At 64.8% G+C, this 16,132-nt stretch carries 8 protein-coding genes; 5 read left to right on the top strand and 3 right to left on the bottom strand.

The features are described from left to right. Positions 1 to 62: 62 nt before the first annotated feature. Positions 63 to 575, bottom strand: a complete 513-nt coding sequence (locus BUA26_RS14495) for a PepSY domain-containing protein (RefSeq protein WP_083573013.1) — start codon at positions 573 to 575, stop codon at positions 63 to 65. A gap of 297 nt (positions 576 to 872) precedes the next feature. Between BUA26_RS14495 and BUA26_RS14490 the strand changes: the two genes are divergently transcribed. Beyond that, positions 873 to 2,075, top strand: coding sequence for a serine hydrolase domain-containing protein (locus tag BUA26_RS14490; RefSeq protein ID WP_072761487.1), 1,203 nt, complete (start codon positions 873 to 875; stop codon positions 2,073 to 2,075). An 81-nt stretch (positions 2,076 to 2,156) separates the two neighbouring features. Then, a complete protein-coding gene (locus BUA26_RS14485; protein WP_072761486.1) occupies positions 2,157 to 3,014 on the top strand; it encodes a hypothetical protein in 858 nt (285 codons plus the stop codon). Between the two features lie 71 nt (positions 3,015 to 3,085). On the opposite strand, the gene BUA26_RS14480 is transcribed toward BUA26_RS14485, so the two are convergent. Further along, a complete protein-coding gene (locus tag BUA26_RS14480; RefSeq protein WP_072761485.1) occupies positions 3,086 to 4,858 on the bottom strand; it encodes an ABC transporter transmembrane domain-containing protein in 1,773 nt (590 codons plus the stop codon). Positions 4,859 to 5,055: 197 nt separating this feature from the next. Further along, positions 5,056 to 5,883, bottom strand: coding sequence for a helix-turn-helix domain-containing protein (locus BUA26_RS14475; RefSeq protein WP_178368597.1), 828 nt, complete (start codon positions 5,881 to 5,883; stop codon positions 5,056 to 5,058). Between the two features lie 665 nt (positions 5,884 to 6,548). Between BUA26_RS14475 and BUA26_RS20235 the strand changes: the two genes are divergently transcribed. From BUA26_RS20235 to BUA26_RS20465, 3 genes are read left to right on the top strand one after another with little or no spacing between them, the layout of a single operon-like run. After that, positions 6,549 to 6,929, top strand: coding sequence for a hypothetical protein (locus BUA26_RS20235; RefSeq protein ID WP_143154287.1), 381 nt, complete (start codon positions 6,549 to 6,551; stop codon positions 6,927 to 6,929). Positions 6,930 to 6,966: 37 nt separating this feature from the next. Further along, positions 6,967 to 7,125, top strand: a complete 159-nt coding sequence (locus BUA26_RS20470; RefSeq protein WP_178368596.1) for a hypothetical protein — start codon at positions 6,967 to 6,969, stop codon at positions 7,123 to 7,125. After that, on the top strand, positions 7,125 to 16,121 hold the full coding sequence (locus tag BUA26_RS20465; RefSeq protein WP_178368595.1) for an ESPR-type extended signal peptide-containing protein: 8,997 nt from the start codon (positions 7,125 to 7,127) through the stop codon (positions 16,119 to 16,121). Before BUA26_RS20470 ends, BUA26_RS20465 begins: the two co-directional genes overlap by 1 nt. Positions 16,122 to 16,132: the final 11 nt, after the last annotated feature.

The following is a 16,132-nucleotide window of genomic DNA, read 5'->3' as shown; positions in this document are numbered from 1 at the left end:
CCAAACGAAGAAGCCCGGCGCACCAACGCGCCGGGCTTCCGTGACCCTCGCAGACGCAATAATCAATCGCGCGACTTGGCCACCACACTGCCATCGTCCGGATCGACCAGCAGGTCGACATCGTCGCCATGCGCCGTCTTGGCTTCAGCGGCCCACAAGCCGTCATCGAACTTCACGTCCTTGACGTTCTGATAGCCGGCTGTAACCAGCTTGGCGCTGATCTCGTCCTTGTTGAGTTTGGACGGTGCGTCGGCCGCATACACTTTGCCGTTGACCGGCCCGACCGCGAGTTCGACCCACTTCTTGTTGCCGCCGCGGGCCTTGCTGCGCCATACGCCGTCTTTGAATTTCAGGCCCTTCACTTCCTTGTAGCCGGCGTTGGCGATCGAGGTTTTGACGGCCTCTTCGCTAGTCCCGCCAGTGGGCGGCTGGGCCGACCAGGTGGTCACCGTCGTGGTGGTGTGATGCATGGTAACGGTACCGCCCGACGACTGAGCGGTGGCAGGCGTGTTCTGCGCGAGAGCGGCGCCGCAAACCGAAAGTCCAATCAACAGGGGAAGCAAGCGCTTGATCATGGGGAACTCCTTGGGTGGTGAAACGAATCGGGGACGCCGGCTTGCGCAGGCGTTGTTCCGAAGTGCGAGTCCGCGGATGACGCTCGGCGCTGACTCATACAGTCAGCATGGGACCACCACGTTGTGGACGGCGGCGTGAAAGCGCGCGTGACTTTCAGGTGAAAGAAAGGGGGTGGATCAGGGTGCACGTCAGCGAGCCAGATACTCGCCGGAGAGGAATCGGGCTATGCCACCAGCGATCAATGGCATCGCGGGCCAGTAACATGTCGATTCCGCAACTACCCGACACGCACCGCCATGGGTCCAAAAATCCGCACCTGCCTGTTGGTCGCCGCACTCTGCCTGACCGTCTCGCTGCCAGCGGTTGGCGAGCAGCCCGCCCCAACTATCGGTCAGCAACGCGAAGCGGTGCTGTTCTGGCCACAGGCGCAGCGCGAGGCGCAGTTCCGGCAGATGGGCAAGCTGTTTCCCAGCGACCGCGCCGAGCACGGTACGCGTGTCCACGAGCTGCCACCGGGCAAGCCGCTGGCGATGCCGGGGCAGGACGCATCGGCGTGGTTGACCGGCTACATGGACCAGCACCACCTCGCCGGCGTGATGGTGCTGCAGCGCGGCCGCATCCGCCTGCAGCGTTATGCGTTGGGCTTCGGGCCGGAGCAGCGCTGGGAGTCTTTCTCGGTGGCGAAGTCGGTTACCTCCACCTTGCTGGGGATCGCGCTGCAGCGGGGCGACATCCACAGCATGGACGACACGTTGGGCACCTACATTCCGGAATTGCGTGACAGCGCTTACGCCAAAGTCACTGTGCAGCAGTTGCTGACGATGACCTCCGGCGTGCACTGGAACGAGGACTACGCCGACGCCAAGTCGGACGTGGCACAGATGTATCTCGGTGCCTGCGTCGACGGCCAGGCGCATGTGCTGTCGTACCTGCGCAAACAGCCGCGGCAATGGCCCGCCGGCGCGCACTGGAACTACAACACCGCGGAAACCGATCTGCTCGGCATCCTGGTGCAGCGGGCTACGCACCGTTCACTGGCTACGTATCTTTCGCAGACCATCTGGAAGCCGTACGGCATGGCCGCCGATGCGTACTGGATCAAGGACGAATGCGATGGCAAAGACACCGGCGGCAGCGGCCTGTCGGCTACGTTGGGTGACTACGCGCGGCTGGGGCAATTCATGCTCGACGGCGGCCGCATTGCCGGCAAGCCGGTGATTGCCGAGGCCTGGCTGCAGGGCGCGCTGCGCCGTCAGACCAGCGTCGACGAGCCCGACCGCGGCTACGGTTATCTGTGGTGGACGGATAGCGACGGCAGTTATGCCGCCATCGGCATCTTCGGTCAGATGGTCTACGTCGATCCCGCACGCCAGCTGGTGATCGCCCAGGTGGGTGCATGGCCGCACGCGACGTCCGACGCACTGGTCGCCGCGCGGCGCGAGTTCGTTGCCGCGGTGAAGCGGGCGATGGATGCGGAGCGGGAGGAGTCCGCGCACTGAGTCGCGTTAAATGACTTTCGACCGATGGTGCGCGCTGGCGGGTCCGCTATCTTGCGCGGAGTCCAGCCCAGGAGCAGCAACGTGCCCAAACGCAGATGGTCCATCGCCTTCGTGATCGCTCTCGGTGCCATCGGAGTGTCCCACGCTGCGGAGCCCGCGCCGGCATGGGTGATTCCGCTGACGTCCTATCTGGGCGCCGTGCCCTCCATGCAGGTGCAGGTGGGCGGCAGCCCCGCCACCGTGTTGCTCGACACAGCAGGCGGGCTGACGGTGCTCACGCCCGGTGGTGCGGACAAGGCCGGGTGCGAACCATGGGGGCGGCTATCGGGGATGCGAATGCGGGGGGATCGCCTCGACTTGCCGCGCTGCGATGGCGTGAAGCTGAAGGTGGCCGGCCACTCGATCACGATCCCCGAGGCGGGTGTGTGGGATTTCTCCAAATTGCTGCCGAAGGATGCACCCCCGCTGGACGGATCGGTGGCGCTGGATGCCTTTGCGGGGCAGGTGGTTACGCTCGACCTGTCGGGCGGCCACTTGATCATCGAGACGCCAGCCAGTGCGAAAGTGCGCACCGCGCACGCGACCGAGCTGCCGATGCGTCTGGCGCGGGAGGTGGGTGGCGCATCGCTCACTCCGCTGGTGGGAGTACCCACCGCGAAGGGAAAGCTCTGGTTCGAGCTTGATTGCGGCAGCGACGGCGCCTTGATCGTCAATCGTGCCGTCGCCGTCGCCCTAGGGTTGGATCCTGCAGCGACTCGCGGTCAACCCGCGAATCTCGCCCTGGCCCCGCACGTTCAGTTGCAGGCGAAGGCACAGGTGCAAGACCTCGTCGTCGATGGAAACATTGGCGCACCGATCCTGCGCGAATGGATCATCACCATGGACCTTGCACACCAGCGTCTCTGGTTTTCCCCCGTCAAGCCCAACGCGAAGCGCTAGTTCGATAGTCGACGCACTCGATCGGATCCATCGATTTCGCGGAATCCAAAACTCGGCAGCACTTCCGAACGTCAAGCCACAAACTGCAACCGCGCCAGCTCTGCATACAGGCCGCCCTCGGCCAGCAGGCTCTCGTGCGTGCCCTGCGCCACGATGCGCCCGCCGTCCATCACGACGATGCGGTCGGCGCGTTGCACGGTGGCGAGGCGATGGGCGATGACCAGAGTGGTACGGCCTTTTTCGAGACGTTCCAGCGCCTGCTGGATCGCCGCCTCCGATTGCGCATCGAGTGACGAAGTGGCTTCGTCGAGCAACAGCAGCGGAGCGTCGCGCAGGATTGCGCGGGCGATCGCGATGCGCTGGCGCTGGCCGCCGGACAGGCGCACGCCGCGTTCGCCCATTTCGGCCTGATAGCCGTCGTTGAGTGCGCTGATGAAGTCGTGTGCTTCGGCGGCGCGGGCGGCTTCGTGTACTTCCTCGTCGCTGGCGCCTTCGCGGCCGAAGCGGATGTTGTCGGCGGCGCTGCCGCTGAAGATCACGGTTTCCTGCGGCACCAGCGCAATCGCGCCGCGCAGCTCGGTTAGGGTCAGCGCGCGCAGGTCGATGCCGTCGACGCTGATGTGGCCGCTTTGTGGGTCGTAGAAGCGCAGCAGCAGCGCGAATACGGTGCTCTTGCCAGCGCCGGAGGGACCGACCAGGGCGACGGTTTCGCCCGGGCGGATATCCAGCGTGAAGTCGTGCAGCGCAGGGGCATGGGGTCGGGTCGGGTAATGGAAGGTCACGCTGTCGAAACGCAGCGCGCCTTGCATAGGACGGGGCAGGGCGAGCGGTTGTGCCGGATCGATGATCTCGGCGCGCTCGGCCAGCAGTTCGCCGATACGCTCCATCGCGCCGGCGGCGCGCAGTACGTCGCCCCACACTTCGGACAGGCCGGCTACTGAGCCGGCGGCGAATACGGCGTACAGCACGAACTGACCCAGCACGCCGGCGCCCAGCGTGCCGGCCAGCACGTGGCGTGCACCGGCCCACAGCACCAGGGTGATCGCGCCGAACACCAGCACGATCACTGCCATGGTCAGCAGCGAGCGCATGCCGATACGCCGGCGCGCGGTGGCCAGTGCACGCATGATCGCGCTGCCGTAGCGGGTGCTCTCGATATCCTCGCGCGCATACGCTTTGACCGCGGTGGATGCGTTGAGCGTCTCGTTGGCGATTGCGGCGGCATCGGCGAGACGATCCTGACTGGCGCGCGAAAGTTTCTGCACGCGGCGGCCGAACACCAGGATCGGCAGCATCACGGCCGGAATCACCAGCGCAGTGAGGCCGGCCAGCGAGGGCGCGGTCCACACCATCGCCACCGCCGCGCCGATCAGCATCACGGCACTGCGCAATGCCACGGAGACGCCAGAGCCGATCAGCGCCTGCACCACTTCGGTATCGGCACTCAGGCGTGACAGCAGCTCGCCGACGCGGCTGCGCTCGAAGAAGCTGACGTCGAGCCGGATCACCTGTGCGTACAGTTTTTGCCGCAGCGAGGCCAACGCACGCTCGCTGAGCAAGGTGATGCAGAAGTAGCGCGCGGCGGTGGCGATGGCGAGTACCAATGCCACGCCGAACAGGGCGATGAAGGTCTCGTTGATCACCGCCTGGCTGGAATGCCCGAAGCCTTGGTCGATGATGTGGCGAAACGCCATCGGCAGCACCAGCGAGGCGCCGGACGACAGGCCCAGGAACACCAGCCAGCCAATCGCCAGCGCGCGATGCGGTTTCACGAAGGGCCAGAGTTCGCGCAACGCGCCGATACGGCGGATGGGGCGGGGCGTGTCGGTAGTGGCGTCGCTCATGGGCTCTCGCAGGACGGATCGGAGATGACGCGGGCCCGTACGCGGGCAATGCCATTCAAGGTGGGGCGTGTCGCGACCGATTCAATCCTTGCGACTAATCAGTGGACTCGATCCAGTTGCTGGCCGCGGCCGTCTCGCTGTTCGACCGAGCGCTCATGGGTATGCAGAGCGGGCATCACACTTGCCGTCTCTGAAGCTCAGGGTTCGGCGATCCGCACAGGGGGGCGCGCACCTCGATAGGCGGCGGGGGTCAGGCCTACATAGCGGCCGAACACGGACGAAAAATGCGCGTGACTGGGGAAGCCGCATGCCGCGCCGACCGATGCGATGGGAAGCCTGGTCGCCGAGAGCAGTTCGCGAGCGCGTTGAATGCGTATGCGTGCCAGATACTGGTACGGCGTGCAGTTGAACGTCGCCTTGAAGACGCGTGCGAAGTGAGTCGGGCTGTAGTGGGTGATCGCGGCCAATTCCTGTATGCCGATGTCCCGTGCGATGTTCTCGCGCATGTACGAGGTGAGGTCGTTGATCTTCCATGTGTTGAAGCGGCCGATGGAGGTTCGCGGCAAGGCGAGGTCCAGGCGGGTCGAGAAGCTCCTCAGCAGGTGTGCGACAAGTGCCCTGGCGACATAGTCGCTGTAGAGCTGCCCGACATGTCCGTCCGGCATCGCCATCGAATGCCGAACGCTTGCCAGCAGCATCGAGGTGATCGGGTCATCGACCCCGAAGATGGGGATCAGCTCGATCTTCCGGGCGTCTCCCTTGAACAGGGTCGACGCCACTTCCTCCACGACGTGGGCACGGACATAGGTGTGGTGCACCTCGACATGGCTGTCGAGCGCGACCGTCGCTTCTCCATGCTTGTAATTGAGGCAGACCGATCCTGGCGCCAGGGGGCCGTGCTTCCGGCTGCCGGCCAGGGTGCTGACTATGTCGGTCGGTCGCTCCGGAACCGTGGAGAGCCACAGGTTCGAGCCGCCATCGTAGACATGGTGATGCGGAATTTCCTGGAGGATCACCGACTGCATCGATGCCCATTCCAGTCGATCCGTGCTCGCGATGATGCGCGGCGGCGGCTCGGTTCGCCTCAGCAACGCGCTCTCGGTGATCAAGGTTCGCATGCACCGCACCTACCCAATCAGTCCCGGTCCCGACGTAGAGGGCCGCGATCTTGCCGTCAGCTGGCAAGAATTCGACGCTCAAAACGACGGTATCAGCATATTTTTGCGAATTACAACAAGATCTTGCTGGTGCGGACGGGCCTTTCCGTTCCCGCTTCCCCGGACCTCTGGGCTCAGGAATGCCGTCGATAGGCCAGCGTGGCCGCCATGCGCAACCCGCCTCGCAAGACGTTTCCGCTGCCGCCTTGCAAGTATTCGCTGCCGATGTTGCCGAATAAATCACGTATTTGAAGTAATGGTCGTTTCTAGATAGAAAATGGTCGTATTTTGATAATAGAAAACGTAATGACATGGGTATGATTAGATCGTGTTAAATGACGGACGTTAGGTCTTGAAACTGGTCCGCGTTTAGGCCTTTTTCAAGTGAATGACTTTGCGATACGCCGGGGGGTAGCCGTGCCTCGCATCTCATTCTTCGTAATGGAGGCTAGCCACGGCAAGGGCATGTGGGTGCAGGCCAGGATTGAAGTGCTTGCTGAGGCTTTAGACGAGCGTTCGAGTCGGCGTTTCCAGTGCGTCATGCCTCGCGTGTCCGCATCGCTTTCAACGCTTGGTCTTTCGATGCCTTGCTCAGTCATGGCTTTGAGTTAAATGGATTAACTTTTATTGCGCCATGGCGTCTTTTCATCTCTCACGAAAAAATAAAGATCGCAAACAACACATGGATACTCGTGGCGTTGAATTTTTATCCGGCTTCGACCTGTGCGGCATCGGTCTTGTTTATGGCTGGTCTGGTCAAAGGTCACGCCAAATTCGATCAAGCCATTCCCGTTGGCGGAATGGATTTTCACCGGCAGCAGAACAGTCAGTTCGGCATCCATCGACGGTCTCCCGCCCACCTCGTGGGCGCCGATCCGCTGCTGTCCTTGCGCCACCTCCAGCGACTGCCCTGAACCCCTCAAATCGTAATTTATTACGCAGGTGATCCGAATGAAAATCCAGGTGGATACCGCACACAGCGCCGATCGGCATGCGCGGGTCGACTCTCCTTCCGTGTCTTCCGGCCTAGCGAAGGCGCTGCGCGCCGCTCCGGGGCCACGGATGCACCCGCTGGCCATCATCGGCCGGGTCGTCGGGGGCATGGAGTGATGAACAGGATCTACAGCAAGGTGTGGAACCGCTCCCTGGGCCAGTTGGTGGTGGCCTCGGAGCTAGCGAGCAGCGATAGCGCCTGCGCGTCCAGCGATGCGGGGCGAGTCGTCGTCAGCGCCAACCGCACGAGGCTGGGGCTGAGCGCCCTTGGCGCAGGCTTCGCGGCAGCGGCCCTGCTCGGTCTTGGCGTAACGCCGGCTGCGTTCGCCGATACAATCCCCTCGGTGCCGGGCTGCCCCCTTACTAGCACCGCAGTCGTCGGGCGCATCAACCCCGGTCCCATCACAACCGGTCCGGCAGACGGGAGCGGCTCGTACTCAATAGTTGCAGGCTGTAACGCCAGTGGCAATAACCAGCTTGCAGTCACAGTCTATGGCGCTTTCGCCCAGGGTGTTGGAAAAGGGGGCTCGGCCTTCGGCTTCCTGAGCCGCGCGGGGCAGTGGGGTTCGGCCTTCGGGCTTGAGGCCCAGGCGGTCGGTGTTGCGGCGACGGCGCTCGGCTTCGGCAGCAACGCCACGGGTCTCAATTCAGTCGCTATCGGCGGTGCAGGCGGCGATGGCACAACGCCGCTTTCGGTCGCCAACTCCACCACCGCCTCCGGCGCAGGCTCGATCGCCATGGGCAGCAACGCCACTCGCGGCGCCCAGGCAGCGGCAGCGGACAGCATCGCCCTTGGCGGCCAGTCCAGCGTGGCGGCTGCCGCCACATCCGGCATCGCTGTTGGCCGAGGCGCCACCGTTAGCGGTGCCTATGGCATCGCCGCGGGCGACAGTGCCGCCGCCAATGGCCAAGCCATCGCGCTCGGCAATGGAGCGAAAGCCAACGGTTCCCAGTCCATCAGCATCGGCACGGGCAACGTCGTGTCCGGCAACAACTCCGGCGCCATCGGCGACCCGACCACCATCACCGGCAGCGGCACCTACACGCTGGGCAACAACAACGGCACGGTGGGCGCCAACGAGTCGGGCATCTTCGGCAACAACAACACGCTGCCAGCCGGATCGGACAACGGCCGCATCGTCGGCAACGGCAATACCGTCAATTCGTCCAACGTCATGGTCATGGGCAACGGCGTGACGGTGGCCACGGGGCTGTCCGGCGCGGTCGTGCTGGGCAACAGCTCGACCGTCTCGGCGGCCGTGGGCACGCCCAACACCACCATCAATGGCACCACCTACACCTTTGCCGGCGGCGCGCCGGCCGGTGGCGACGTCCTGAGTGTGGGTTCGGCAGCGGCGCCACGTCAGATCCAGAACCTCGCTGCCGGTCGCCTCGGCAGCGCCAGCACCGACGCCATCAACGGCAGCCAGCTATACGCGACCAATCAGGCCGTCGGCACACTGGGCGGCACCGTAACCAACCTGGGCAATTCCGCTGCAAGCACGCTGGGCGGAAGCGCGGCCTACAACACCAGCACCGGCACGATCAGCGGCTTCAGCCAACCTATCAATGGTGTCGGCACCACCGGCGCGGTGGGTAGCCCGGCCATGCAGACCACGGTGGCGGGTGCGCTGGGCGCACTCAATAACAACACCGTCAACCTCGCCAATATCGCGGTGAAATACGACGCCCCGAACGGCAACACCGTTACCTTGGGTGCAACGGGCGGTACCGGTGCTACCGGTACCGTGAAGATCACCAATCTCACCCCGGCCACGCTCAGCGCGACCAGCACCGACGCGGTGAATGGCTCGCAGCTGTACGCGACCAATCAGCAGGTGAGCAGCAACACCACCAACATCGCCAACAACACCACGGCGATCACCAATCTGGGCAATCAGACCACCACCAATACCAACAACATCACCGCGCTGAAACAAGATGCCTTGCAGTGGAATTCGTCGCTGGGCGCCTACGACGCCAGCCACGGCAGCGGTTCGGCGCAGAAGATCACCAACGTGGCCGCGGGCACGCTGTCATCGACCAGTACGGATGCGGTAAATGGTTCGCAGCTATATGCGACCAACCAGCAGGTCAGTACCAACACCACAAACATCGCCAACAACACCACGTCGATCAACAACATCAACAGCGGCACAGCCGGCCTGGTGCAGCAGGCGGGCGGCATCAGCCCGAGCAACACCAATTCCATCACGGTCGGTGCGGCCACGGGCGGCACCACGGTGAACTTCGCCAACACCAGCGGTGGCTCGCGCACGCTGATCAGCGTGTCCGCCGGCGCGCTCAATGCAACCAGTACCGATGCAGTGAACGGTTCGCAGCTTTATGCCACCAATCAAGCGGTGGGCACGCTGGGCACGCAGGTGAACAACCTGGGCAGCAGCGTCGCCTCGGCACTGGGCGGCGGTTCGACCTACAACAACAGCACGGGTGCGATCGGTGCGCCGAGCTACATGGTGAATGGCGTCATCTACACCAACGTCGGCACAGCGCTGACGGCGGCGACCACGCATTACTACAGCGTCAACGACGGCGGCACGACCAGCGGCAACTTCAACAACAACGGCGCAACTGGCACCAATGCGCTGGCGGCAGGCACGAATGCGTCAGCCTCTGGTGCGAGCGCGATGGCGCTGGGCGATGGTGCGACCGCTGTCGGCGACAGCACGGTCGCGATCGGTAAATGGGCCGGCACTGGCGGCGCTTCGGCCAATATCGACAATCTGGCGATAGGTGTTTCGGCCGGTCAGAACGTCACAGGCGACGAGAACTACGCTTTCGGCTCGGTTGCGGGCTCGAAAGTAAACGGTAGCGCGAATGTATCGGCTGGTCTTGCTGCCGGCTACAACGTCTCGGGTAATAACAATAGCGCTTTCGGTGCGAATGCCGGGGTGAATGTTACCGGTTCGGCCAACAGCGCCTTCGGTCAACAAGCTGCCAATAACGTCAAGGGTGACGGCAATGCCGGTTTCGGCGGAGACGCTGGTCAAGGCGTCATGGGTGACGAAAACACTGCTATCGGCAACAACTCCGGGCAGACTGTCAGCGGCAACCGTAATGTCGGCTTGGGCTATCTGGCTGGGTCGAATATTACCGGCAGTTCCAATTTCGCTGCGGGTGCAAATGCCGGGTTGAATCTCGTTGGCAACAACAACGTTGCCCTCGGCGAGTCGGCTGGCATGAACATCACGGCCGACAACACGATCGCCATCGGTCAGTCCGCGAACGCGGCCACCACGAGCGCGATTGCGCTGGGAACGGGCGCGTCGGCGGGCGGTGGCAAGGCTGTCTCGATCGGCGCAGGCAACACGGCCTATGGTGACGGCGCGGTCGCGATCGGCGATCCGAGCTATGCCTCGGGCACCGGTGCTTTCACGGGCGGCGCGAACAACATCGCCAACAGTGATGGCACGGCGACGGCGACGGCGACCAACATGGCTAATGGCGCGGTCGCGATCGGCAACAACAACCGGGCGATCGGGCAGGGGTCGGTGGCGCTTGGCAACAACACGACGGCGGGCGCGGCTGGCATGGCCGGCAACGTGGCGCTGGGCGATGGTGCCAGCGCGACGGCCAGCGCCGGCGACGTGTCACTGGGCTCGGGCTCGACGACGGCGGCGCCGCACACCGGCATCTATGTTCTCGCCGGCAGCGCCACCCCGGCGGCCGGTACGGCCGGCACGAGCGTCGTCTCGGTCGGCGCGGTGGGTGCCGAGCGTCAGATCCAGAATGTCGGCGCGGGCGTGCTTTCGGCGACGTCGACGGACGCGGTGAACGGTTCGCAGCTGTACGCCACCAACCAGCAGGTGACCACCAACACGACCGACATCGCCAACAACACTACGTCGATCAACAACATCAACAACGGCACGGCCGGTCTGGTGCAACAGGCTGGCGGGATCAGCCCGAGCAACATCAACCCGATCACGGTGGGTGCGGTAACCGGTGGCACGGCGGTGAACTTCGCCAATGCCAGTGGTGGTACACGTGCGCTGACCAATGTAACGGCGGGTGTGGCGCCGACCGACGCCGTCAACGTCAGTCAGCTCACGGCGGTGAGCACGGTGGCCAACAAGGGCTGGAGCCTATCGGCGAACGGCGGCGCGGCGACGAACGTGGCACCGGGCAGCACGGTGAACGTGGCGCAGGGTAGCAGCGGCAATATCGCGGTGACGCAAAGCGGGATGAGCCTGACGATCGATACCAACCCGAACCTGACGGCGACGAGCGTCATGACGGGGAGCACCGTGTTGAACAACGCTGGTGTGACGATCACCGGCGGCACGAACGGCACAGTGAGTCTGGCGAACACAGGCCTGAATAATGGTGGCAACAAGATCACCAACGTGGCGGTCGGTACGGTCGCCACGGATGCAGTGAACTTGTCGCAATTGCAAGCGGCGCAGGCGGCTGCAGCGACACACTATTACAGCGTCAACGATGGCGGCACGCAGGGCGGCAACTACGCCAACAACGGCGCGACCGGTACGAATGCGCTGGCGGCCGGCGTGGGCGCTTCCGCTACTGGGAGCAGCGCTGTCGCCATCGGCACGGGCAGCATCGCCTCTGGTACCACCAACGCCGTCGCCGTCGGCACTGGTGCCGTGGCTTCGGGCAACCGTGTGATCGCCATCGGCAACCAAGCTGGCACGGGTTCCACCGGCTTCGACAACCTCGCCGTCGGCGTGCAGGCAGGGCGAAGCAATAGCTCCAGCGGCAACGTTGCTGTCGGTCTTCAGGTCGGCAACAGCGTTTCCAGCACGGCGAACGTTGCTGTCGGTGCGCTCGGCACTGGCAGCAGCGTGTCCGATACCAGCACACAGTCGATCGTGTTTTCCGGTGTCACCGGCAACAACGTCGCTGTCGGTGGCGTCGCCGGCAACAGCGTGAAGGGCGCGCTGAACGTCGGCGTGGGTTGGAAGGCTGGCCTCAACGTCGACGGCTACAATAACGTTGGAACGGGCGCGCTGGCCGGCTACAACATCACTGGCAACAACAACGTCGGTATGGGTTCCTTCGCCAGTTCGACGGTGGTCGGCCATCGCAACGTCGGCATCGGCAATAACGCGGGAGCTGGCGTGACCGGCTCGTCCAACAGCGCCGTCGGCGACAACGCCGGCGATAACGTGAATGGCTCCGGCAATTTTGCAGGTGGCCCCCTCGCCGGAGGCTCAGTCACCGGCAGCAACAACATCGCGCTCGGAAATTCCGCCGGGAGAATCATTACCGCGGACAATACGGTCGCGATGGGCACCCAGGCGCTGGCCAGCGCCGCCAGCGCGATTGCCATCGGCCAGGGCGCCACGGCTTCCGGCACGCAGGCGATCAGCATCGGCACCGGCAACGTGGTGAGCGGCGACCACTCGGGCGCCATCGGCGACCCGACCACCATCACCGGCAGCGGCTCGTACTCGCTGGGCAACAACAACGCCATCAGCGCCAACAACGCGTTCGTGGTGGGCAACAACGTCACCATCCCGACCGGTCTCGACGGCGCGGTGGTGCTCGGCAACAACTCGACGGTGACGGCTTCTACGCCGATACCGACGGGCACCATCGACGGCACCACCTACACCTATGCCGGCGGCGCGCCGGCAGCGGGCGGCGTGGTGAGCGTCGGTGCGGCGGGTGCTGAACGCCAGATCCAGAACGTGGCGGCTGGCCAGGTAAGCGCCACTAGCACTAACGCGATCAACGGCTCGCAGCTGTACGCCACCAACCAGGCCATCGAAAGCGTCGCGACCGTCGCCAACAGCGGCTGGAACATCAGCGCGCAGGGCGCCAACAGCACCAACGTGGCGCCGGGCGCCGCGGTGGATATGGGCAATACCGACGGCAACCTGGTGGTGGGCAAGACCACGACCGACAACAACGTCACGTTCGATCTGGCGAAGAACATCGCCGTGGACAGCGTGACGACGGGCAACAGCGTGCTGGACAGCGGCGGCCTGACGGTGAACGACGGCACCCACAGCACCACGTACGGATCCACCGGCATGAGCATCGCCGGAGGTCCGAGCGTGACCGCCAGCGGCATCAACGCGGGCGGCAGCAGCATCACCGACGTGGCCGCGGGAACGAACGCGACTGACGCGGTGAACCTGAGCCAGTTGCAGGCGGCCCAGGCAGCGGCGACCACCCACTACTACAGCGTCAACGACAACGGCACCATCGGCGGCAACTACAACAACGACGGTGCCACGGGCATCAATGCTCTGGCGGCGGGTGTAAACGCGAGTGCCGCAGGAGTGTCGAGCGTGGCGGTCGGCGACGGAGCCGTTGCGGCGACGGACGGGTCCATCAGCATCGGTTCGGCCGCTGGCCAGGGAAGCGGCGGCTCCTACAATGTCGCCGTTGGTGCGCAAGCGGGCCAGAACACCGCCGGCGTAGGAAACACGGCCATGGGCAACACGGCAGGAATCTCAGTCGTGGGCGACTACAACACCGGGATGGGTGTGGGGTCCGGCACCTATACCATTGGCTCGGGCAACACCGCGGCCGGCTATTACGCAGGAACCTCGACACAAGGCAGTCTGAATTCCGCATTCGGCCTGTTTGCGGGTGCGGGGGTCGCCGGCGACAACAACGTGGCGTTCGGCAACTTCGCCGGCGCCGGAGTTTCGGCCAACGATACTGTCAGCATCGGCAGCAACGCCCTGGCCGGCGCGCAGAGCGGCGACGTGGCGCTGGGTTCGGGCTCGACCACGGCGACCGTGGTAGCTACGCCCAGCACAATTATCAACGGCACGATCTACTCATTCGCAGGCACCGCGCCAACGAGTACGGTCAGCATGGGCGGCGTCGGCGCCGAACGCACCATCACCAACGTCGCCGCTGGCCGCATTAGCGCCGCCAGCACGGATGCGATCAACGGCTCACAGCTGTTTGCCACCAACCAGGCCATCGAAAGCGTTGCGACCGTCGCCAACAGCGGCTGGAACATCAGCGCGCAGGGCGCCAACAGCACCAACGTGGCGCCGAGCGCCGCAGTGGATCTGAGCAACACCGACGGCAACCTGGTGGTGAACAAGACCACGACCGATAACAACGTGACGTTCGACCTGGCGAAGAACATCGCCGTGGACAGCGTGGCGACGGGCAACAGCGTACTGGGTACCAGCGGCCTGACCGTGAACGACGGCACCGACAGCACGACGTATGGCTCTACCGGCATGAACATCGCCGGTGGCCCCAGCGTAACGACCAGTGGCATCAACGCCGGCGGCAGCAGCATCACCAACCTAGCCGCGGGCACGAGCGCGACCGACGCGGTGAACCTCAGCCAGTTGCAGGCGGCCCAGGCGGCGGCGACCACGCACTATTACAGCGTCAACGACGGCGGCGTGCGGAGCGGCAACTACAACAACGACGGCGCCACCGGCGTGAATGCGCTGGCCGCCGGCGTGGACGCCAGCGCTTCGGTAGTCGGCGGCACGGCGCTTGGCGCAGGTGCCGTGGCTGGAGCACAGAGCGGTGACGTGGCGCTGGGCAGTGGCTCGACCACGGACTCGGTGGTCGGCACGTCCGGCACCACCATCAACGGCACCAGCTACGGCTTCGCCGGCACCAGCCCGACCAGCACGGTGAGCGTGGGCACGGCGGACAGCGAGCGCACCGTCACCAACCTTGCTGCCGGCCGCATCAGCGACTCCAGCACCGATGCGGTCAACGGCTCGCAGCTGTTCGCCGCCAACCAGGCCATCGGCACGGTCGGCACCCAGCTCAGCAACCTCGGCTACAGCGTGGCCACCGGCCTGGGCAGCAACAGCAGTTACGACCCGGTCACGGGCACGCTGAGCACCAGCTTCACCTTCGGTGGCGGCACCTACAGCTCTGTACAGAGTGTCTTCGACCAGATCGGCGGTGTCTTCGGCGGTGGCGGCATCAAGTACTTCCATGCCAGCTCGAACCTGGCGGATAGCCTGGCCGCAGGCACCGACAGCATTGCGGTTGGCCCGCGAGCCGTCGCCAACGATGCGAACTCGGTGGCGATAGGCAACGGTGCCCAGGCCAGCGGCGGTTCGGTGGCTCTGGGTGCGGGTTCGGTGACAGGTTCCGCTGTTCCGACAGCTGGCGCGACGATCGCAGGGACTGCTTATAGTTTTGCCGGCGCGACGCCGGTCAGTGTGGTCAGCGTGGGCGCGCCGGGTGCGGAGCGGCAGATCAGCAACGTGGCGGCTGGCCAGCTCAGCGCCACCAGCACGGATGCGGTGAACGGTTCGCAGCTGTATGCCACCAATCAGGCGGTGGGCAGTCTCGACGCCAAGGTGACCCGCATCGGCGACCAGGTCGGCGCGGCAAACACGACGATCAACAACCTGCAGAACGGCCAGGACGGCATGTTCCAGGTGAGCGCGGACAACACCGCGAAGCCGGCGGCGATCGGCGTCAATTCGGCGGCAGGCGGTGCGGGTGCGGTGGCTTCGGGCAGCAAGAGCACCGCCGTCGGCAATGGATCGCAAGCTGTGGCAGCGAACAGTGTGGCGGTGGGGCAGGGCTCGGTGGCGAAGCGCGCCAATAGTGTGTCGGTGGGTGCGGCGGGCAGCGAACGCCAGGTCACCAACGTGGCGGCAGGTACGGCGGCGACCGACGCGGTGAACGTGAGCCAGCTGCAGGCATCGCAGGCCGGCAATGTCCAGTACGACAAGAACGCCGATGGCACCGTGAACAACCACAGTGTGACCATGAATCCGGGCGGCGACCCCACCATCATTCACAACATCGGCAGGGGCGTGGCGAACACCGATGCGGTGAATGTCGGCCAGCTCACCGACGGCATCAACAGGGCAGTCGACTGGTCCAAGAGCTACACCGACCAGCGATTCAACACCCTCAACGGCCAGCTCAACACGATCGGCAATCGCGCCAACGGCGGCATTGCATCCGCCATGGCGATGGCCAGCTTGCCGCAAGCCTATCAACCGAATCAGAACTCGGCCGCGGTGGCGTTGGGCAACTTCCACGGTGAGACCGGCATCGCCATCGGTTTATCGACCATCACCGAAAGCGGACGTTACGTGTTCAAGGTCAACGCCACCACCAATACCCGCGGCGACGCCGGCGTAGGCGTGGGTGCGGCCATGGTGTGGTGAACGATGAGGTG

The organism is Rhodanobacter sp. OK091 (assembly GCF_900142825.1).
GTDB lineage: Bacteria > Pseudomonadota > Gammaproteobacteria > Xanthomonadales > Rhodanobacteraceae > Rhodanobacter.
This window is presented reverse-complemented; position numbering and strand designations above follow the sequence as displayed.

Bases quoted from the DNA above. Each gene is read 5' to 3' on its own strand.
- BUA26_RS20470 (WP_178368596.1), top strand. From the start codon at position 6,967: ATGAAAATCCAGGTGGATACCGCACACAGCGCCGATCGGCATGCGCGG.
- BUA26_RS14475 (WP_178368597.1), bottom strand. From the start codon at position 5,883: ATGCAGTCGGTGATCCTCCAGGAAATTCCGCATCACCATGTCTACGAT.
- BUA26_RS14495 (WP_083573013.1), bottom strand. From the start codon at position 575: ATGATCAAGCGCTTGCTTCCCCTGTTGATTGGACTTTCGGTTTGCGGC.
- BUA26_RS20465 (WP_178368595.1), top strand. From the start codon at position 7,125: ATGAACAGGATCTACAGCAAGGTGTGGAACCGCTCCCTGGGCCAGTTG.
- BUA26_RS14490 (WP_072761487.1), top strand. From the start codon at position 873: ATGGGTCCAAAAATCCGCACCTGCCTGTTGGTCGCCGCACTCTGCCTG.
- BUA26_RS14480 (WP_072761485.1), bottom strand. From the start codon at position 4,858: ATGAGCGACGCCACTACCGACACGCCCCGCCCCATCCGCCGTATCGGC.